Annotated in this window: 22 protein-coding genes; 15 read left to right on the top strand and 7 right to left on the bottom strand. The window is 71.3% G+C overall.

What is annotated here, in order from left to right:
- Positions 1-35: 35 nt before the first annotated feature.
- The 9 genes from OG709_RS09325 (at position 36) to OG709_RS09285 (ending at position 7,384) form a co-directional block, all read left to right on the top strand.
- Positions 36-521 (top strand): FluC/FEX family fluoride channel, encoded by a 486-nt coding sequence (locus OG709_RS09325; protein WP_250304402.1) that lies wholly within the window; start codon positions 36-38, stop codon positions 519-521.
- A gap of 31 nt (positions 522-552) precedes the next feature.
- Positions 553-897, top strand: coding sequence for a DUF190 domain-containing protein (locus OG709_RS09320; protein WP_250304404.1), 345 nt, complete (start codon positions 553-555; stop codon positions 895-897).
- Positions 894-1,268: a fluoride efflux transporter CrcB gene (gene crcB / locus OG709_RS09315; RefSeq protein WP_250304406.1), complete on the top strand. Its 375-nt coding sequence runs from the start codon at positions 894-896 to the stop codon at positions 1,266-1,268. The genes OG709_RS09320 and crcB overlap by 4 nt, the downstream gene beginning before the upstream one ends.
- A gap of 124 nt (positions 1,269-1,392) precedes the next feature.
- A complete protein-coding gene (locus OG709_RS09310) occupies positions 1,393-2,352 on the top strand; it encodes an urea transporter (RefSeq protein WP_374211348.1) in 960 nt (319 codons plus the stop codon).
- A 128-nt stretch (positions 2,353-2,480) separates the two neighbouring features.
- A complete protein-coding gene (locus OG709_RS09305) occupies positions 2,481-3,344 on the top strand; it encodes a sirohydrochlorin chelatase (RefSeq protein ID WP_329165566.1) in 864 nt (287 codons plus the stop codon).
- A gap of 132 nt (positions 3,345-3,476) precedes the next feature.
- Entirely contained in the window at positions 3,477-4,202 is a 726-nt protein-coding gene (locus OG709_RS09300; protein WP_250304409.1) for an urease accessory protein UreF, read from the top strand.
- A gap of 135 nt (positions 4,203-4,337) precedes the next feature.
- Positions 4,338-4,958: an urease accessory protein UreG gene (ureG, locus tag OG709_RS09295; RefSeq protein WP_250304411.1), complete on the top strand. Its 621-nt coding sequence runs from the start codon at positions 4,338-4,340 to the stop codon at positions 4,956-4,958.
- Between the two features lies 1 nt (position 4,959).
- Positions 4,960-5,955 (top strand): urease accessory protein UreD, encoded by a 996-nt coding sequence (locus tag OG709_RS09290; protein ID WP_250304413.1) that lies wholly within the window; start codon positions 4,960-4,962, stop codon positions 5,953-5,955.
- Positions 5,956-6,004: 49 nt separating this feature from the next.
- Positions 6,005-7,384, top strand: coding sequence for an ammonium transporter (locus OG709_RS09285; protein WP_329165562.1), 1,380 nt, complete (start codon positions 6,005-6,007; stop codon positions 7,382-7,384).
- Positions 7,385-7,422: 38 nt separating this feature from the next.
- On the opposite strand, the gene OG709_RS09280 is transcribed toward OG709_RS09285, so the two are convergent.
- On the bottom strand, positions 7,423-8,070 hold the full coding sequence (locus tag OG709_RS09280; RefSeq protein ID WP_266643453.1) for a biliverdin-producing heme oxygenase: 648 nt from the start codon (positions 8,068-8,070) through the stop codon (positions 7,423-7,425).
- A gap of 154 nt (positions 8,071-8,224) precedes the next feature.
- Entirely contained in the window at positions 8,225-9,082 is an 858-nt protein-coding gene (gene map, locus OG709_RS09275; protein ID WP_250304418.1) for a type I methionyl aminopeptidase, read from the bottom strand.
- Between the two features lie 30 nt (positions 9,083-9,112).
- Here map and OG709_RS09270 point away from each other — a divergent pair, with 30 nt between their 5' ends.
- The gene (locus OG709_RS09270; RefSeq protein WP_250304420.1) at positions 9,113-9,343 is read left to right on the top strand and encodes a hypothetical protein; all 231 of its coding nucleotides are present in this window, start codon (positions 9,113-9,115) and stop codon (positions 9,341-9,343) included.
- Here OG709_RS09270 and OG709_RS09265 read toward each other — a convergent pair whose 3' ends face one another.
- The gene (locus OG709_RS09265; protein ID WP_329169081.1) at positions 9,344-10,627 is read right to left on the bottom strand and encodes an MFS transporter; all 1,284 of its coding nucleotides are present in this window, start codon (positions 10,625-10,627) and stop codon (positions 9,344-9,346) included.
- Positions 10,628-10,681: 54 nt separating this feature from the next.
- Positions 10,682-11,284, bottom strand: a complete 603-nt coding sequence (locus OG709_RS09260; RefSeq protein WP_250304423.1) for a hypothetical protein — start codon at positions 11,282-11,284, stop codon at positions 10,682-10,684.
- A gap of 147 nt (positions 11,285-11,431) precedes the next feature.
- On the opposite strand from OG709_RS09260, the gene OG709_RS09255 reads away from it, so the two are divergent.
- From OG709_RS09255 to OG709_RS09240, 4 genes are all read left to right on the top strand, one after another.
- Positions 11,432-11,692 (top strand): type II toxin-antitoxin system Phd/YefM family antitoxin, encoded by a 261-nt coding sequence (locus tag OG709_RS09255; protein WP_250304424.1) that lies wholly within the window; start codon positions 11,432-11,434, stop codon positions 11,690-11,692.
- Positions 11,689-11,958 carry a type II toxin-antitoxin system RelE family toxin gene (locus OG709_RS09250; protein WP_250304426.1) on the top strand — a complete coding sequence of 90 codons (270 nt, stop codon included), beginning with the start codon at positions 11,689-11,691 and terminating at the stop codon, positions 11,956-11,958. Before OG709_RS09255 ends, OG709_RS09250 begins: the two co-directional genes overlap by 4 nt.
- A 97-nt stretch (positions 11,959-12,055) precedes the next feature.
- Positions 12,056-12,760, top strand: a complete 705-nt coding sequence (gene npdG / locus OG709_RS09245; protein ID WP_266643455.1) for an NADPH-dependent F420 reductase — start codon at positions 12,056-12,058, stop codon at positions 12,758-12,760.
- Positions 12,761-12,850: 90 nt separating this feature from the next.
- Complete coding sequence (locus OG709_RS09240) at positions 12,851-13,042, top strand: hypothetical protein (RefSeq protein ID WP_250304430.1); 192 nt, start codon at positions 12,851-12,853, stop codon at positions 13,040-13,042.
- A 120-nt stretch (positions 13,043-13,162) separates the two neighbouring features.
- On the opposite strand, the gene OG709_RS09235 is transcribed toward OG709_RS09240, so the two are convergent.
- Positions 13,163-13,969, bottom strand: a complete 807-nt coding sequence (locus OG709_RS09235; RefSeq protein WP_250304432.1) for a site-2 protease family protein — start codon at positions 13,967-13,969, stop codon at positions 13,163-13,165.
- Positions 13,970-14,218: 249 nt separating this feature from the next.
- Between OG709_RS09235 and OG709_RS09230 the strand changes: the two genes are divergently transcribed.
- Entirely contained in the window at positions 14,219-17,674 is a 3,456-nt protein-coding gene (locus OG709_RS09230) for an AfsR/SARP family transcriptional regulator (RefSeq protein WP_329165557.1), read from the top strand.
- Between the two features lie 21 nt (positions 17,675-17,695).
- Here the strand turns inward: OG709_RS09230 and OG709_RS09225 are convergent, their stop codons facing one another.
- Both OG709_RS09225 and OG709_RS09220 read right to left on the bottom strand, forming a co-directional pair.
- A complete protein-coding gene (locus OG709_RS09225) occupies positions 17,696-18,532 on the bottom strand; it encodes an ABC transporter permease (RefSeq protein ID WP_250304436.1) in 837 nt (278 codons plus the stop codon).
- On the bottom strand, positions 18,529-19,560 hold the full coding sequence (locus OG709_RS09220; RefSeq protein WP_250304635.1) for an ATP-binding cassette domain-containing protein: 1,032 nt from the start codon (positions 19,558-19,560) through the stop codon (positions 18,529-18,531). The genes OG709_RS09225 and OG709_RS09220 overlap by 4 nt, the downstream gene beginning before the upstream one ends.
- Between the last annotated feature and the right edge of the window lie 44 nt (positions 19,561-19,604).

The raw sequence follows: 19,604 nt of genomic DNA, 5'->3' as shown, positions 1-19,604 counted from the left end.
GGCGGCCACGGCCCCCTGACCACGATCGGAACACGATGGCTCCTCCCACCGGTGCGGCAGCGTCCACCCCCGGGGCGGCCGGCCGCACCCGGAGCACGGCCCCGGCGGACCTCAGGCACGCCCTCGGCCCCCGGGACGTCCTCCTGTCCGTCGGTCTCGGCGGTGTGCTGGGTGCCTTCCTCCGGCACGGCGCGAATCTGGTCTGGCCGCACACCGCCGGTACCTTCCCCACCACCACGCTCGTCATCAACGTGGTCGGCTGCGCGCTGATGGGCGTACTGAAGGTGGTCGTCAGCGAGTTGCGCCGGGTGCACCGGCTGGCCGGTCCCTTCATCGGCACCGGCATCCTCGGCGGATTCACCACCTTCTCCACCTACGAGGTGGGCATCCACCTGCTGCTCACCGACGGCCACGTCGTGACCGGCCTGGTCTATGGCCTGGTGACCCCGGTGGCCGCGATGGCGGCGGTCCAGGTGGCCACCGGACTCACCCGTCGAGCCCTGACCGGACGGCACCGATGACCAGGCCGGCACCGATGACCAGGAGGCACCCATGATCCGGACCAAGAGCGCCCTGCGGCTGACCGTCTTCGTCGCGGAGAGCGCCACCTGGCACAGCCGTCCGCTGCACGCGGAGATCCTGCGGCTGGCGCAGGCCGCGGGACTGGCCGGCGGCAGCGTACTGCGTGGCATGGAGGGCTTCGGGCCCAGCGGCGTACGCCACACCTCCCGGCTGTTCTCGATGAGCGGTGATCTGCCGCTGACCGTGATCCTCGTCGACGAACCCGACCGCATCCGCGCCTTTCTGCCCCGCCTCGACGACGTGATCGCGAAGGGCCTGGCGGTGCTCGACGAGGTGGAGGTGGTCTTCCACCTCACGGACGGCGAAGAACGGTGACCTGGCTGCTGGTGGCCGTCGGCGCCTGCGTCGGCGCGATGCTGCGCTACCTCACCGACCGCTGGGTCCACACCCGCTACCACGGGGTGTTTCCCTGGGGCACCTTCACCGCGAACATGGCCGCCGCGCTCGTCCTGGGCGTCGTCACCGGAGCCGTACTGTCCGGCCACGCCTCGCACGACACCCAACTGCTGCTCGGGACGGGCCTGTGCGGCGCTCTGAGTACCTACTCGACCTTCTCCTACGAGACACTCGCCCTGGCCGCGAGCCGCCCCCGGACACTGGCCGTGACGAACCTCGTCGTCACCGTACTGGCCGGTCTCGGCGCAGCCGCTCTCGGCTCCGCCGTCGCCACGGCGCTGTTCGGCTGACCTGCCCCGGGCCGCCCGGGGGTGCTCACCCCATCGGGCCGCCTGCGGTGGCGGATCCCCGGAGCTCTCGTAGCGTCGGAAGGGCGGCAGCTGCCGCAGCCGACTCCGTTCAGGGGCAACTCCCGTGCCTACCACCGAAATACACGGTCGCCATCCGAGTGACGAGCTTCCGCAGGCTCTGGCCGAGACCGGGCTGCGCGGGTTCGCCCAAGTGGTCCTGCAGACCAACCTGCTGACCGGGGCGCTCATCCTGGCCGGGCTCTTCGCGTACAGCTGGCAGGCCGGGGTCTTCGGACTGTTCGGTACCGTGGTCGCCACGGTCACCGCCTATCTGCTCGGCGCCGACCGCACCGCGATCCACCAGGGGCTGCACGGATTCAACGGGTGCCTCACCGGAGTCGCCGTACTGGTCTTCCTCGGCATGCACCTCTCGACCTGGCTGCTGGCCCTCTTCGGCGCCGCAGCCGCCACCCTGGTCTCCGCCGCGCTGGCCACCGTGTTCTCCACCTGGGGGCTCACCGGCCTGACCGCTCCGTTCTGCGTCGTCTCGGGCGTCATGGTCGTCGGGGCGCCGTCCTTCGCGCGGCTCTGGCACACGGGCAGCCCCGCGGCCCTGCCCACCGTCACCACCGGCGACCGGGCGCTGTCCTGGAACGATCTCTGGCACGCCTTCTTCAACAACGTCGCCGAGATCTTCCTGCTCAACACCTGGTACTCCGGGCTGCTGATCCTCGCCGGACTCTTCCTCGCGGGCGTGCGCGTGGGGCTGTTCGCGGTGGCGGGCAGTGTGCTCGGGATCGTCGTCGCCTGGGCGTTCGGCGCCCCCGCAGCGGTGATCGCCAACGGCATCTACGGCTACAACGCGGTGCTCGTCGCCATCGCGCTGGGGGTCACCTTCCTCGCACACGGCACCTGGGAGACCGGCTACGCCCTGTTCGGGGCCGTGCTGAGCTGCGCCCTCACGGCCTCCCTCACCTCGTTCTTCAAACCGTTCGGCGGCCACACCTTCACCTGGCCGTTCATCCTCACCACCTGGCTCCTGCTGCTCGCCGTACCCGGCCTGACCCGGTTGCGGCGTGCCTGACACCCGAGCCGGGCGCCCTGCCCAAGGAGGACAACCCGCATGAACCTGACCCCCCGTGAGATCGACAAACCGCTCGTCCACGTCGTCGCGGACCTGGTCTCCTGCCACGCCCCGATCGGCGGCTGACCGTGACCGCGCTCCCCACCGTCATCGCGGTCTGCGGCCACGAGGCCGCCTTCGGCCGCGCCCTCGACGGCGTACTGGCCGGCAGCGGCGTCGTTCCCGTCGCACCGGGGCGGGAACTCCAGGCCGCAGTGGGCCGCGCGCTGCGGGCCGGTCCCGGGCCGGTCTGCGTGGTCCCGATGACCCTCGGCCGCGACCCCGAACTCGTCGCGGACACCGCGCGCACGCTGCGCCGGCCCGCCGCCGAACACCCGGGCCGGATCGCGCTCACCGAGCCCTTCGGCTCGACGGAACACCTGATCGGCTGGCTCCGCGCGGCGGCCGGACACAGCCCGCCGGCCGAGGCCGAACCGGCCCTGCTGATCGTGGCGCCCGCGGCGGACCCGGACGCGGACGCCGAACTGTTCCGGGTCGCCCGGCTGGTACGCCAGTACGGGCGGCACGGGCTGGTCGAGGTCGCCCTGGCGGGCGGCGACCCCTCACCCGCCGAGGGCATCGACCGCTGCCGCAGGCTCGGCGCCGCCCGGGTCCGGGTGCTTCCCGCATCCTTCGTGGAGCCGGGGCCACCGGGACCGCCCGACCTGTCGCACCTGCCGGAACTCCCGCACCAGACCGAGGTGTTGTGCGGTGGCCCACTGCTCGGGAGGGCTGCGGTCGAGGCCGTACTCGCCACCAGGACCGGCGCGGCGCTGCGGAAGCTCGCGGCCCACGACGACGGGATCGCCGCCGGGTCGGCCCAGCACCACGGCCACACACACAGCCACGACGACGATCACGACGACCACAACCATGCCCTCGACCACGAGCACGCACATCCACACCCGCACGTCACGGACCGGCCCTTGCACACCGCCGTCCTTCACCCCTGATCGCCCCAGCCCCCTGACGCACCGCTGCTGAAACGAGGCACCCATGGCAGGCCAGCCGACATATCTGTACGGCGACGATCCCGTCGAGATCAACGCCGGACTGCCCCTCGACCAGCTGTTCTTCCTCGTCCGATGACGGCCCCGGTGATACTCGACAGCGCGCCGCCGAACACCCTGCTGAGTTCGCTCCTGGTCAGTCTCCAGCTCACCGACTCGGCGTTCCCCAGCGGCTTCTACACGCTCTCGCACGGGCTGGAGGGGTTCGCCCAGGCGGGCATGGTCGACCCCGAGGGTCTGGCCCCGCTGTTGTCCGACCTGCTGCACCACGGCATCGGCCCGTCCGACGCCACGGCGCTCGCCCTGGCGCACACCGCGGCGGTGCACCGGTCCTGGGGGCAGGTGGCCGAGGTCGACGAGCGGCTGTACGCCACGAAGCTCAGCCGGGAGATCCGGGTGGCGGCCACCCGGACCGGCCGTCAGATGCTCGACCTGGCCCGGCAGGTGTTTCCCAGCGAGGCCGTCGAGGAGTACGCGGCCGTGGTGGCCCGCCGCGAGGCGCCCGGCAACCAGGCCGTGGTCGCCGCGGTGATCCAGGCCGGTATGGGCGTACCCCGCCAACAGGCGGTGGCCACGGACCTGTTCGCCTTCTGTGCCGCCTTCGCCGGGGCGGCGCTGCGGCTGCGGCTCACCGATCACCGCAAGGCGCAGGTACTGCTGCGGGAGGCCGCCCCGGTGGTCGAGGAGGTGACGGCGGCGGCCGTCCGCCGTGAACTCGCCGACCTGGGTGGCTGCATTCCCACCACCGACGCGCTGTCGGGGCGCCATGAGCGTTCCGACGCACGCCTGTTCGCCAACTGACCGCTGTGTGCGCGGACCCGCGCACACAGCCCGTAACGACACAGCCCGTAACCACAGAGCGTAACCACGGAACCCGTACCCGCAGAACCCGTACCCGCAGAGCAGCGCATCCACAGACCGAGGAGAGGAAACGCCATGGACGACAAGGTGCTGAGGGTGGGCATCGCGGGACCGGTCGGCTCGGGGAAGACCGCGCTGATCGAGGCCCTCGTGCCGCTGCTCGTCGAGCGCGGTCGCACTCCGGCGGTGGTCACCAACGACATCTACACGCAGGAGGACGCGATCCATGTCCGCCGCACGCTGGAGGGGGTGCTCGACCCCGAGCGGGTGGTCGGCGTCGAGACGGGTGCCTGCCCGCACACGGCGGTGCGCGACGACCCGACGATGAATCTGGCCGCGGGAGCCGAACTGCTCGAACGCTTCCCGGACGTGGACACGCTGCTCTTCGAGAGCGGCGGCGACAATCTGACGCTGACGTTCAGTCCGGCGCTGGTGGACATGTTCATGTTCGTACTGGACACGGCCGAGGGCGAGAAGATGCCCCGCAAGCGCGGCCCCGGCATCACCACCTCCGACCTGCTGGTGATCAACAAGATCGACATCGCGCAGTACGTGCGGACCGACCTCGCCGTCATGGAGGGCGACGCGATCCGGGTCCGGGACGGCCTGCCGGTGATCCTCACCGACTGCCTGACCGGGCAGGGCGTGGCGGACGTACTGGACTTCATCGAGTCACGGCGCAAGGTGCTGGTCTGAGATGGCCCTGGTCACGCAGGAACCCGAGACCTCCGGCGGGACCCGCCCGGGGTCCGCGACGGGCCGGCAGGTGCCGCGCCTCTCCGCCGCGCACCACACCCCGCGCCGGATCCCGGCGGAGGTGGCCCGGTACGCATCCGTTCCCGACACCCTCCCCGCAGGCTCGGCCGGAAGGATCGGCCTGCTGGAACTGGGCTTCGAACGGCTCCAGGGCCGGACCGAACTGGTCCACCGGTACGAGGAGTCGCCGCTCCAGATCATGCACCCGCTGTACGTGGATCCGCTGCGGCCGAAGATGGCGTTCACCTCCATGACGTCCGTCGGCGGCGGCATGGTGCAGGCCGACCGGTACCGCATCGACGTCTGCTGCGGCGCTGAGACCGAGGCGCACCTCACCACGCAGGCGGCGACCGAGGTCCACCGGATGGAGCACGACTACGCGACCCGGCTGGTCAACCTCCGGGCGGGCCCCGACGCGTACCTGGAGTACCTGCCGGACCCGCTGATCCCGTTCCGCGGCGCCCGGCTCTACCAGCGCACCGTCATCACCGCCGACCCCACCGCCACCGTGGTGATCGGCGAGACGGTGACCCCGGGACGGCCCGCGCTCGGTGAACACCACGTCTACGACGTCCTCGGCCTCGACCTGGAGGTGCGGCGGCCCGACGGGCGGCTCCTCGCCCTGGACACCATGCGGTTCTGCCCCGACCTGCACGGTGTGAACGGTCCCGGCGTGCTGTCCGGACACGCCTGTGTGGGCTCGCTGTTCGTGGTGAGCGGCCGGTGCGCCGCGACCGTGGTGGCCGATGCCCTGCACACCGCGCTCGACGGCCGGGGCGTGCTGCACGGCGTGAGCGTGCTGCCGCACGACTGCGGAGCCTGGGTCCGGATCCTGGGCGACGACGCGCCCGCCGTGGCCGCCGCCCGGCACGCGGCCTGGGACGCCGCCCGCCGGCTGCTCACCGGATCACCCGCACCCGACCTGCGCCATTCCTGACCCGCACCGCGCCGGACCAGGGCGCGGACACCGGACAGAGTGAGGAACCATGCCACCCAGCTACGATTCCGGCGACACCGCCTGGCTGCTCGCCAGCACGGCGATGGTGCTGCTGATGACCCCGGGACTCGCCTTCTTCTACGGGGGGATGGTCCGCACCAAACATGTCCTGGTGATGCTCAAGATGAGCTTCGCCTGCCTGTGTGTGGTCAGCGTGGTCTGGTTCGCGCTGGGCTACAGCCTGGCCTTCTCCGGTGACGTCGGGGGCGTCGGCCTGATCGGCGACGCCCAGCAGGGCTTCCTGCACGGCATCGGCCCCAAGACCCTGCACGGTCACATCCCCACCTATGTGTTCGCCACCTTCCAGATGGCCTTCGCCATCATCACGGTGGCCCTGATCAGCGGCTCGATCGCGGGCCGGGCCCGGATGTCCGCCTGGCTGGTGTTCGCGGCCGTCTGGACGCTGGTGGTCTACGCCCCACTGGCGCACTGGGTCTTCGACCCGCGGGGCTGGGTGGTGCACCACCTGGGTGCACTGGACTTCGCGGGCGGGCTGCCCGTCGAGATCAACTCGGGCTTCGCCGGTCTCGCGGTGGCCACGGTGGTCCGGGGCCGCAAGGACTTCCGCAGGCTGGAGCTCAGGCCGAACAACGTCCCGCTGGTGGCGCTCGGCCTGGCACTGCTCTGGTTCGGCTGGTTCGGCTTCAACTCCGGTTCGGCGCTCACCGATCAGGGCGCGGCGGCGACCGCCCTGATCAACACCCAGCTCGGCGCGGCGGGCGCGCTGATCACCTGGCCGATGGTGGAGAAGTGGCGCGCCGGCCAGGTGACCATGACCGGTGTCTGTTCCGGCGCCGTCGCCGGGATGGTCGCCATCACCCCGGCCTGCGGTGAGATCTCACCGGTCGGCGCGCTGGTGACCGGGCTGGTGGCCGGCGTGGTGTGTGCCTTCGCGATCACCCTGAAGTACCGCTTCGGGGTGGACGACACCCTGGACGTGGTCGGGGTGCACGGCTGGGGCGGCATCACCGGTACCTTCATGGTCGGCCTCTTCGCCACCGCCCAGGTCAGCGGCCGGAAGGGCCTGTTCTACGGCGGCGGGTGGGACCAGCTGGGCAAACAGGTCGTCGCGATCCTGGCCTGCGCCACCTTCTCCTTCCTCGCGACCTGGCTGATCGCCAAGGCCATCGACGTGACCATCGGCTTCAGCACCCCCGAGTCGTACGAGAACGTGCCGGGTGCCGACGAGGAGCGTGCGTACGACTTCCGTACGGTGTCGCAGATCGCGGACCTCACCGAGGACCGGCCCGGAGCGGCCGGTGCGGGCCGGGCCCCCGCCGAGGTCGGGGCCGGGCGCCGAGCCCCCTCCGACGCCGAGGTGGTCGAACGGATCCGGCGGCTGGTCAAGGAGCGGAATGCCGACCGCTGACGCCCCGGGCCGACCCGACAAGACCGACCGGACAGGCCCTACGCGCTGATCGGGAACTCCTGCCCCAGCTCCCGGAAGACCTGGATGTTCAGCGCGAAGGCCCGCTTGCACTCGTCCACGATCCGGCGCTTCTCCAGATCGTCCGCGTCCACCGCGTCCAGCAGGTCCCGGTAACCCCGCTTGAAGGCGGCGGGGTTGGGGATCTCCTCGAAGACGTAGAACCGCACACCGTCGCCCTTGCGCGCGAAGCCCCAGGTCTTCTCCGCCGTGTCGCGGATGATCTGGCCGCCGGAGAGGTCGCCGAGGTAGCGGGTGTAGTGGTGCGCCACGTACCCGGCGGGCCAGGCGTTCGCGCAGTGCGCCACCCGCTCCGCGTACGCCGCGGTGGCGGGCAGCGGCGTCGCACCCGCACGCCAGCCGTCGCCGCGCAGATGCGCCAGATCCCGCTCCAGCTCGGCCGTACGCATCAGCTCCGGCTGGATGAACGGCCCGGCGACCTGGTCCGACGCGAGCTTCTCCGCGCCCTCCTCCAGGGCCCGGTACACGAACCACAGCTGCTCGGTGTAGCGCGCGTACGCCTCCACCCCGAGCCGGCCGTTCAACAGGTCCCTCATGAACGTCGGGGACTGGGCCTCGGCGTGCTGCTCGTGCGAGGCGGTGCGGATGAGCGTCGAGAAGGCGTCCATGACGGACCTCCAGAGAGCCGGAGCGGGCGGGGAACCTGAGTAGATCCTCCGACTTAGGCTTACCTAAGTCAATACGTTCCCGACGACCTGTCGGTAAAACGCTACCCAGTACCCGCCCGTACGTAACCTCTCGGCGCGCGGCCCCGGTGTCCGGTCAGGGGAGCGTCAGGATCTCCGCCCCCGTGTCCGTCACCACCAGCGTGTGCTCGAACTGCGCGGTCCGCTTCCGGTCCTTGGTGACCACCGTCCAGCCGTCGTCCCACATGTCGTAGTCGTGGGACCCGAGCGTGAGCATCGGCTCGATCGTGAAGGTCATTCCCGGCTTGATCAGTTCCTTCGCGTACGGGCTGTCGTAGTGCGGGACGATCAGCCCGGAGTGGAAGGAGGTGCTGATGCCGTGACCGGTGAAGTCCCGTACGACCCCGTAGCCGAAGCGCTTCGCGTACGACTCGATGACCCGCCCGATGATGTTGATCTGGCGGCCGGGCTTCACCGCCTTGACGGCGCGGTCGAGGGACTCCCGGGTCCGCTCGACCAGCAGCCGCGACTCCTCGTCGACGTCCCCGCAGAGGTAGGTGGCGTTGTTGTCGCCGTGCACGCCGTTGATGTACGCGGTGACGTCCAGATTCACGATGTCGCCGTCCCGCAGCACGGTGGAATCCGGAATCCCGTGACAGATGACTTCGTTGACCGAGGTGCAGAGCGACTTCTTGAACCCGCGGTAGCCGAGCGTCGACGGATAGGCCCCGTGGTCGCACATGAACTCATGGGCGACCCGGTCGAGTTCGTCCGTCGTCACACCGGGCACGATGTGCTTGGCGGCCTCCGCCATCGCCCGGGCGGCGATACGGCCCGCGACGCGCATCCGCTCCACGGTGTCGGCGTTCTGGACTTCCGGTCCGGTGTACGGCGTCGGCGCGGGCTTGCCCACGTACTCGGGACGCCGGATGTTTCCGGGTACGGAACGGGTGGGAGAGAGCTCCCCTGGTACGAGAAGTGACTGGCCAGACATGCCAGCGAGTGTATGAGAGAGGAGCCGACCATGGCTTTGTTCAAGAAGCGTGCGGCAGCGAAGCCGGGCGAGTGGTACTACTGCATCCAGCACAAAAAGGTCGAAGAGGGGCCGGAGTGCCCGGCGAAGGACCGCTTCGGTCCGTACGCCACCCGCGAGGAGGCGACGCACGCCATGGAGACGGCGGCCGAGCGCAACCTGGAGTGGGAGACCGACCCCAAGTGGCACGACAAGGGCGAAGCCACCGACGAAGAGACCTGATCAGCCCACCGCCGCAGCCGTCGCCGCCTCCTTGTGAGCGCGGCGCAGCTGCGCGTCCTCGTCCGTCGTCGCGTCGTACGTGACCAGCTTCGGGAGCACGGCTGCGAGCAGCCCCACCGAGGCGACGCACGCGAGCCCGCCGCTCCAGACCGCGGTCCTGGTCCCGGTCCACCCGGCCAGCGCGCCGGCCCTCACCTGGCCGAGCTGGGGTCCGACGCTGTACGAGAGCACCTCGATGCCCGCGAGCCTGCCGCGCAGCTCCTCCGGGATGGTCTGGTTCCAGATCGTGGAGCGGCCGAGCCCGCTGAGCATGTCGCCCGCGCCCGCGAAGGCGAGGCAGAGCAGCACCAGCCAGACGTTCGCGAACCAGCCCGCCGCCACCATCGCCGCACCCCATCCGGCAGCCCCGAACACCACGAAGAGCCCGTGCCGCCGCACCCGCGAGGTCCAGCCGCTGGTCAGGCTCAGCAGGACGGACCCCACCGACCCCGCCGCGTACATCAGCCCCAGGGCCCACTCGGCGTGCAGGTCGTCGGCGAGGAACGGGAAGATCGTGTTCGGGTAGGCGAAGAACATCGCGGCCAGGTCGACGGCGTACGTCCCGAGCAGCACCGGCCTGCTCCACGCGTACCGCGCGCCCTCCGCGATGCCGCGCAGCGAGGGCTTTTCGGCGTCGCGCGACGGCGGGGCGGGGGAGAGCCGCGTGCACATCGCGACCGAGACGACGAAACCGAGCACGGTGACGCCGTACGCGGTGGGGTACCCGGCGTACGCGACGACCACCCCCGCCAGCGCCGGTCCCGCGATCGCACCGGTCTGCCAGCGCAGCGCGTTCAGCGCGGCGGCGGCGGTGAGCTGGTCGTGCGGGACGATCCGCGCCATCAGGGAGTCCAGTGCCGGACGCTGGAGTCCGGCGAGCGCCGACACCCCGGCGGCGACGACGTACAGCGGCCACAGCATCGGCCGCCCGAACAGGGAGTTGGCCAGCAGCAGCACGGCGAGCAGCCCGAGCCCGGCCTCGGTGCCGAGGATGACCCTGCGCCGGTCGACGGCGTCGGCGAGCGCCCCGCCGTACAGCCCGAAGACCACCAGCGGCACCAGTTCGACCGCCCCCATCGCCCCCACCGCGGCCGGGGAACCGGTCAGGTCCTTGATCTGGAGCGGCAGCGCGATCATCGCCATGGAACTGCCGAAGAAGGTGATCAGACCCTGTACCCAGAGCAGCCGGAACTCCCGGGAGGAGCGCCAGGGGGTGAGATCGGGGAGTATCGCGCCGAGCCGCATGCGTGGAGCCACGAAAGGTCATGCTCGGGCCGGCGGTTCCCGGGCGCAACCCGATTACCAGCGGCTCGGCGGGGGCGCGGTCAACTGGTCGGCCAGCCGCGACAACCGGTCCCGGAAGCGCGACGTCCCGCGCTGCACCGGCAGGCTGTTCTCCCCGGCCGCCGCGCTGACCAGGTGCTGCACGGTGTCCAGATCGACCTCGTCCTCCTCGGTCACCGCGAGCGTCTCGTGGGCGAGCCCACGGACCTCGGTGTCCCCGCCGTCGAGCGACAGCACGGTCGCCCCGGCCCGCCGCGCACCGTGCACCCGCTCCAGCAGCGCCTCGCCGGGCGACCGCGGGGCCACCACGAGCAGCGTCTCCCCCCGCCCGGCCGCCTCGATCCGCCCCAGCCCGACGGAGAGGTGCGCGGGCTCCCCGGCCTCGACCCGGTGGCGTACGAGCGTGGGGGCCAGCTCGGGCAGCCCCGACCAGGCGGCCTCGTCGACGAGATGTGCGGCCAGGTGCCACGGCTCGTACTGCTCGGTCCCCACGAGCAACAGCCCGCCGCCGTGCGGCACGACGGACGACCGCAGCGCGGCGGCGAACCTCCGGGTGGCCCGCGGCCACTCCGTCCCGGCCAGGACTTCCCTCAGCAGCGCCACGCGTACGGCATCCATGGGGCGGGATCCTGCCGCATCCGCTGCGCCGAGAAGGCGAGTTGGCGGTGAATCACCCGTCCGGGAGGTGGGATCTCCCAGATGCCGGCGCTCGACAGGGCTTCTCACGTTCTGGAGTGTGTACACGCGAGCGCGTACACTTGGCGCATGGATGAATCCGTCTCCGTTCGTGAAGCCCGTGCCCAGCTCGCCCGGATCCTTGATGCCGCCCAGGAGGGCACTCCTACCGTGATCAGCCGGGCCGGGGTGCCCGTCGCGGCCGTCGTCCCGTTCGAGGCGTACAGCGCCCTTGAAGACGCCGCGGATCAGTTGCTCGCGCGGGAGGCCGTGCAGCACCTCGGTGAGCCGACTGTGGGAATGGCCGAGGTGCTCGCCGACATCTTCGGCAGCGCCGAGGGTGCCGCGTGAAGTACACCTTCCGTTTCACCGAGCGGGCCAGGCGTGATCTGCGTGGTATCGACCAGCCCGGCGCCATGCGCATTCTCGCGGCGCTGACGCGCCTCGGTGACGATCCCTACCGCGCTGATGCCGACATCAAGAAGCTCACCGACCAGCACGGCATCTACCGTTTGCGGGTGGGTGACTTTCGCGTGGCCTACACGGTCGATGACGGGCAACTGATCATTCTCGTCATCAAGATCGGAAATCGCCGGGACATCTACCGCAACCTGTGAAGGACGGGCCTGCGCCAGTGGCGTGCGGGAGCGGAGCGGACAACCATGGGGCAGGTGGATCTGTTGGTCCTGTCGGGCCTGAAGCTAGGGTCAGCCCATGACTTCTACCGACAGTGCACAGAAGCCCGCAGCCAAGGACCCCTGGGACCTCCCCGACGTGTCAGACCTGGTCGTCGGGGTCCTCGGCGGGACCGGCGACCAGGGCCGTGGGCTCGCCTACCGGCTGGCCAGGGCGGGCCAGCGGGTGATCATCGGGTCCAGGGCCGCCGAGCGGGCGCAGACCGCCGCCGACGAGCTCGGGCTCGGCGTCGAGGGCGCCGCCAACGCCGACTGCGCGAGCCGTAGCGACGTGGTGATCGTGGCCGTGCCGTGGGACGGGCACGCCAAGACACTGGAGTCGCTGCGGGAGGAACTGAGCGGCAAGCTCGTCGTCGACTGCGTGAACCCGCTCGGCTTCGACAAGAAGGGTGCGTACGCCCTGAAGCCCGAGGAGGGCAGCGCCGCCGAGCAGGCCGCCGCCCTGCTGCCGGACTCGCGGGTGGCCGCCGCCTTCCACCACTTGTCCGCCGTGCTGCTCCTGGACCCGGAGACCGCCGAGATCGACACCGATGTGATGGTGCTGGGTGAGGAGCGGGCCGACGTCGAGATCGTGCAGGCCCTGGCCGGGCGGATTCCCGGGATGCGCGGGGTCTTCGCCGGGCGGCTGCGCAACGCCCACCAGGTCGAGTCGCTGGTGGCCAACCTGATCTCCGTCAACCGCCGCTACAAGGCACACGCGGGGCTGCGCATCACCGATGTGTGACCGGCGGCCGACCGACGTGTGAGTGCGAAGGGGGCATGGGGGACACTGGGCGGGAGCAGATACTGACCTTCCGGACAGGAGCCGACCCCCATGCCCCGCCTCGCTGTGTACGCCCTCGTCGTCTGTGCCCTCGCCGTGATCGCGGCCGTGGTGTCCTTCGTCCAGGGCAATTTCATCGGGATCGTCTGGGTCCTGCTGGCCGGGCTCTCGTCGAACATGGCCTGGTACTACCTGCGCAAGGACCGGGTCGGCAAGGCCGCGGGCGCACCCGTCACGGACTGACCGGGCACGTCGGCCCGACGCCGGCCCGACGAACCGACCGGACGCGGCGGCGCCACGACCCCGGCGACTTCACGACCCCTTCGGCTTCACGACCCCTTCGGCTTCACGACCCCGTCGGCTTCACGACCCCGTCGGGCAGAAGAACGGGTCCGGCTTGCCCAGCCAGAACCGGTAGAACTGCTGACCGCAGTAAGAGTCCTGGTTGCTGACCCCGACACCGCGCAGAATCGCGTCGATCATGTCGAAGAACACATGGTTCACCGACGGGATCCACAGCAGCGCGAAGACCGCCAGCAGCCCGATCTGCCCGAACGGCTCGACCTGGCGGCGGATCCCGTACGAGAGCCACGGCTCGATCACGCCGTACCCGTCGAGCCCCGGCACGGGCAGGAAGTTCAGGATCGCGGCGGTGAACTGGAGCAGCCCGAGGAAGCCCAGCGCGTAGCGGAACATCGGCGGGACGCCGTCCAGCGCGTGCAGCCAGAACGGGGCGGTGCAGACGAACGCGAACAGGACGTTCGTCAGCGGGCCCGCGGCGGAGATCAGACTGTGCCGCCAGCGTCCCCTGATCCGGCCCCGCTCGATGAAGACCGCCCCACCCGGCAGCCCGATGCCGCCCAGGATCAGGAAGACCAGCGGCAGCACGATGGACAGCACCGCGTGCGTGTACTTCAGCGGGTTGAGGGTGAGATAGCCCTTCGCGCCCACCGAGATGTCGCCGCTGTGCAGGGCGCTGCGGGCGTGCGCGTACTCGTGCAGACAGAGCGAGACCACCCACGCGGAGGTCACGAAGAGGAACACGGCGAACCCGGGAACCTTCGCGTAGTCGGCCCACACGGCCCAGCCCGTGGCCGCCATGACGGCGACGATGCCGAGGAAGACGGGGCTGATCCGCCGTTCGCTGTGGTGCGTGTGGGCGGTGGTCATCGGCGGAGCTCCTGGTGCGTCGGGCCGCGAGTGCGAGGGGCGGTGCTGAAGTGCCCGACGGTACAGGTGACACGCGGTAAACGTCTCGCAGACGGAGGGGAGTTCCGTGCAGGGTAGGCCCATGACTGTGTGGCAGAACCGGTACCAGGACGGCGGGACCGGCGATACGGCCGGGCCGGATGCCGGGAGCAGTGCCGGACCGGAGAGACCGGGCGGGCTGCCGTGGGCGACGTAACGGAGAATGGGCACGTGCGCTATCGGATCCTCACCACCACCCAGGCGCTCCGCGACGACGGCACGGCCGTCACCCTCGGCGGGGCGCGGCTGCGTGCGCTCCTCACCGTACTGGCGCTGCGCGTCGGCCGGACCGTGCCCTCCGGCGTCCTCGTCGACGAGGTGTGGGGCGATGAGCCGCCCGCCGATGCCAGCGGCGCGCTCCAGGCGCTCGTCGCCCGGCTGCGGCGCACCCTCGGGCACTCCGCCGTCGCCTCGGTGGACGGCGGCTACCGGCTCTGCGCCGAGGCCGACGACGTCGACCTGTACCGCTTCGACCGGCTCGCGGGGGAGGGCGCCAGAGCACTGGACGAGGGCGACCCGGCGAAGGCCGCGGGCCTGCTGGCGGACGCGCTGGCGCTGTGGCGGGGCGCGGTCCTCGCCGACCTCCCGGACCGCACGGCCGAGGCGGCCCGCTGGGAGGCCCGGCACCTGGACGCCCGCCGGGTCGCGTTGACCGCGGCGCTGGCGCTGGGGCGGGCCGAGGAGACGCTGCCCGAGCTGGCCGCGCTCTGCGGCGGCCATCCGATCGACGAACCCTTGCAGGCGCTGCGGATCCGGGCGCTGCGGGACGCCGGGCGGGCCGCGCAGGCGCTCGCCGCGTACGAGGAGGTACGGCGTGACCTCGCCGACCGGCTCGGCGCCGATCCGGGGCCCGAACTGCGGTCGCTGCACGCGGAATTGCTCGCGCCGCAGCCGGCCGCCCCACACCCGGCCGCCCCACACCCGGCCGCCCCGCACCCGGCCGCCCACCGGACGTCCCCGGACCTGACTGCCCGGACCTCGACCGCTCAAGCCTCGACCGCTCAGCCGCCGACCGTCCAGCACCCGAGCGCCGGTCAGCAGTCCGTCCGGCAGCGGTCCGGACCCGGCGGGGACGCGCCCGCCACCCCGGCCGTCGGCGTACGGCCCCCCGGTAACCTCCGTGCCCGGCTCACCAGTTTCGTCGGCCGCGAGAGCGACATCGACGCCCTCCGAGGCGACCTCGGGCGGGCCCGGCTGGTGACGCTCCTCGGCCCCGGCGGGGCCGGGAAGACCCGGCTGTCGCAGGAGGCCGCCGAGGCCGCTGCCGGGACCTGGCCCGACGGGGTGTGGCTGGCCGAGCTGGCTCCGGTGGACGACCCGGAGACCGTCCCGGAGGCCGTACTCACCGCACTCGGCGCCCGCCAGACGGTGCTGCGCGGTGCGGGCGCCGAGGAGATACGGGCCGTCGAACGGCAGTCCGACGACCCGCTCGCCCGGCTGGCCGAGCACTGCTCCCGCCGCCGGATGCTGCTGCTGCTCGACAACTGCGAGCACGTGATCGGGGCCGCTGCCGAGCTCGCCGACGAACTCCTCGCACACTGCCCCGAGTTGACCATCCTGGCGACCAGCCGGGAGCCGCTCGGGGTGCCCGGCGAAGTCGTACGCCCGCTGGAGCCACTGCCCCAGCCGTCCGCCCTGCGGCTGTTGGCCGAGCGCGGCGCCGCCGCCCGCCCCGGCTTCCGCGTCGACGACGACCCGGCAGCCGCTGCCGAGATCTGCCGCCGCCTCGACGGACTGCCGCTCGCCATCGAACTCGCCGCGGCCCGGCTGCGGATGCTCACCCCGCGGCAGATCGCCGACCGCCTCGACGACCGCTTCCGGCTGCTCACCGGCGGCGCCCGGACCATCCTGCCGCGCCAGCAGACACTGCGCGCGGTCGTCGACTGGTCCTGGGATCTGCTGGACGAGGGGGAGCGCACCGTCCTGCGCAGGCTCTCCGTCTTCGCCGGTGGCTGCGGCCTCGCGGCCACCGAGGAGGTCTGCGGCCCCGAGGCGCTCGACCGGCTGGGTTCGCTGGTCGACAAGTCCCTGGTGGTCGCCGCCCCCACGGCCGAGGGCGAGATGCGCTACCGCCTCCTGGAGACCGTGGGGGAGTACGCGGCCGAGCGGCTCGACGAGGCCGGTGACCGCGCCGAGGCCGAGCACCGGCACCTCGTCCACTACCGCGAGTTGGCCCGGCTGGCCGACGCCCGGCTGCGCGGTCCCGGGCAGCGGGCGGCGATCGACCTGCTGGAGCGCGAGTACGAGAACCTGCGCACCGCGCTGCGCCGCGCCGTTGCCACCCGGGCGGAACACGAGGCGCTGGTCCTGGTGCACGCCCTGGCCTGGTTCTGGCAGATGCGCGATCTGCGGGCCGATGCCAGGCACTGGTCGGAGGTGACCGCCGCACTCGGCCCCGACCCGTTCGAGGCCCCGGTCGCCCAGGCGCCGCCGCTGCACGAGCGGTGCACCGACGCGCCACCGCCCATGGGGCCCGAGCTCCTCGAAGAGGCACGGCGCGGCGTACGGCTGATCCACCTCACCACGGCGGACCAGGAGTTCGACGACTGGACCACACCGGAGAGCGTCGACCGGCTGAGCCGGGTCGCGCAGGCCTACAGGCCCGGACTGCCGCAGACCTGCCGGCTGCCCGGTTCGCTCTGGTTCTTCGCGATCGTGGTCGCCGGTGACGCGGAGCGGCTGAAGGCCGTCCTCGACGAGACCGTCCGGGCCTGCCGGGACTACGGCTACGTCTGGGAGCTGGCCATGGCGCTCCAGATGCGGGCCAACATCCTGGCCAACCGGAGCGACTGGGCGGGCGACGCCACCCAGGATGCCGACGAGTCGCTGAAGATCTTCACGCGGATCGGCGACATGTGGGGTGCGGCCGAAGCGCTCTCGGCGCGCGGAGAGGCACGCGAGCGGCAGGGCGACTTCCGGCGCGCGGGCGAGGACTACCACAGCGCGTTGGTGTACGCCGAGCAACTCGGCGCCCAGGGGCAGGTGTTGGTGTTGCGGGCGAGGTACGCCGGCACCCTCGTGGAGTCCGGCCGGGGCGAGGAGGGCGAGGTGCTCCTGCGGTCGATCCTGGAAGAGGACAGCCAGCCGGGCGCGGGCCACGAGGTCTGGCCGCTGGCCCGCATGTACATCGCGATGTGGCTGGGCCGCACCGGCCGGATCGACGAGGCACGGGCCGAACTCGACCTGCTGATGGAGCGGTTCAGTTCGGGAGCGCTGGTCGTCTTCGAAGGGTTCGTGCTCGGCCTCATCGCCTGGCTGGACAACGAGGTGGGACTGTACGGCGACGCCCTCGGCAAGGCGCGTGAGGCGTACCTGCGGACCCGCGACCCGTTGTCGCAGATGGTGGCGCCGCAGATGGCCGCCGCCCATCTGGCGACCTACGCCTGGGCGTTGACCGGCCCCGGTGAACCCGACCGGGCCCGGGAGGCCGTGCAACTGCTCGCGGTGGCAGACGCGCAGCTGCCGGCCGGTCACTTCCTGACGCCCCTGGAGCGCGCGAACCGGGAGCGGGCCGAGGCGCTGGCCCGCGCCGCCCTGGGGGACGCGGGTTTCGACACCGCGTACGCCGAGGGCGGCGGCCTCACGATCGAGGAGGCCACCGCCCTGGTGGAGCGACGCGGGGAGTAACCCGGAACCGTGCCGTGACCGTCAGGTCTTCTTGCGGAACTTCCGGATCGCCAGCGGCGCGGTGATCGCGGTGATCGCCACCGACCAGCCGAGCGTCATCAGCACGGAGTGGGCGACCGGTCCGCCGTTCACCAGGTTCCGCGCCGCGTCCGCGAGGTTGGAGAGCGGGTTGTAGTCGGTGAACGCCTGGAGCCAGCCGGGCATCGTGGTGGGCGGGGCGAAGATCGACGAACCGAACTGCAGCGGCATCAGGACCAGCATGGCCATCCCCTGAACGGCTTGCGCCGTCTTCAAAGTCAGTCCGAGCAGGATGAAGATCCACATCAGCGAGGCGCCGAACACCAGCGAGAGGCCGATCGCCGCGAAGAGCGAGAGCACCGAGGTGTGGATGGTGAGACCCAGGATGAAGCCCACGGTCAGCAGGATCGTGATGGCGACCAGCATCCGGCCGATCTCCACGACGATCTTCGCGATGAGGACGGACGACCGGGCGATGGGCATACTGCGGAACCGGTCCATCACCCCCTTCTTGAAGTCGTCGTTGACGCCGGTGCCGACGGCCATGGCGATGTTCATGCCCATCATCGCCATCAGCCCGGGAACGACGTAGTCGACGTACTGCGTCTGGTGGCCCTTGCCCGAGATGGCGCCGCCGAAGACGAACACGAACAGCAGGGTGAAGATGATCGGCATCAGCAGGACGTCGAACATCGACTCCGGGTCCGCCTTGATCTGCAGCGCGTTGCGCCGCGCCAGCGCTCCGATGTGCCGGAGATTGCCCCGCAGCCCGATCCGGCCCTCGGAGTTCGCCGCGGCCGTGGTGACGGGCGCCGGCTTCTCGATCGTTGCCGTGCTCATACCGTGACCTCCTGGTTCAGCGTGTTCGTCTCGTCCTGCGTGTCCGTCGGCTTCTGGCCGGTGATGGCCAGGAACACCTCGTCCAGGCTGGGCAGATGGGTACCGATGTTGGTGATGCCGAAGCCGCGCGAGGCCAGCAGGCCGACCACCGCGGTCAGTTGCTCGTCGCTGAGGATCGGCACGTTGAGCAGGCCCTCGTCGGGCACCGCCTGGGATCCGGCGACACCGTCGAGGCCGGCCTCGGCCAGGGCGCGTGCCATGGCGGGCAGCTGTCCGGGGTCGCTCGGCTGGATCTGCAGGGTGCGCCCGCCCACCTTGGCCTTCAGCTCGTTCACCTTGCCGTTGGCGATGACCCTGCCCTTGTCGATGACCGTCAGCTCGTTGGCGAGCTGCTCGGCCTCCTCCATGTACTGGGTGGTGATGAGCACGGTCGCCCCCTCCGCGACCATCCGCTGCACCTCGTCCCAGACCTCGTTGCGGGTACGGGGGTCGAGGCCGGTCGTCGGCTCGTCGAGGAAGAGCACCGACGGGCTGCCGATCATCGAAGCGGCCAGGTCGAGCCTGCGGCGCATCCCGCCCGAGTAGTGCATCGCGGCCTTCTTGGACGCCTCGGTCAGCGAGAACCGCTCCAGCAGCTCGTCCGCGCGGTGCCTGGCGTCCTTGCGGGACAGGTCGAGCAGCCTGCCGATCATGTAGAGGTTCTCCCAGCCGGAGAGCTTCTCGTCGACCGAGGCGTACTGCCCGGTCAGGCCGATCACCCGGCGCAGCTGCCGGGGCTGGGTCAGTACGTCGTACCCGGCCACCGTGGCGCTGCCCGAGTCGGGCTGGAGCAGGGTGGAGAGCACCCGCACGAGCGTGGTCTTGCCCGCGCCGTTGGGGCCGAGCACACCGAGCACGGTGCCTTCGCGGACATCGAGGTCCACGCCGTCCAGAGCTTTGGTCTCGCCGTAGTGCTTGACCAGCCCCCGCACCTGTACGGCTTGGGCGCCGTTACCGGGGTTCCTGTCGATTCGCGTCATGCCGTACATCAGACCAGCCGTCACTGACAATCCGCCGACAGAGTGCCGACAGC

Source organism: Streptomyces sp. NBC_01267, from assembly GCF_036241575.1.
GTDB lineage: Bacteria > Actinomycetota > Actinomycetes > Streptomycetales > Streptomycetaceae > Streptomyces.
Note: the sequence above shows the minus strand (reverse complement) of the source record. Positions and strands in the feature narration are given on the sequence as shown.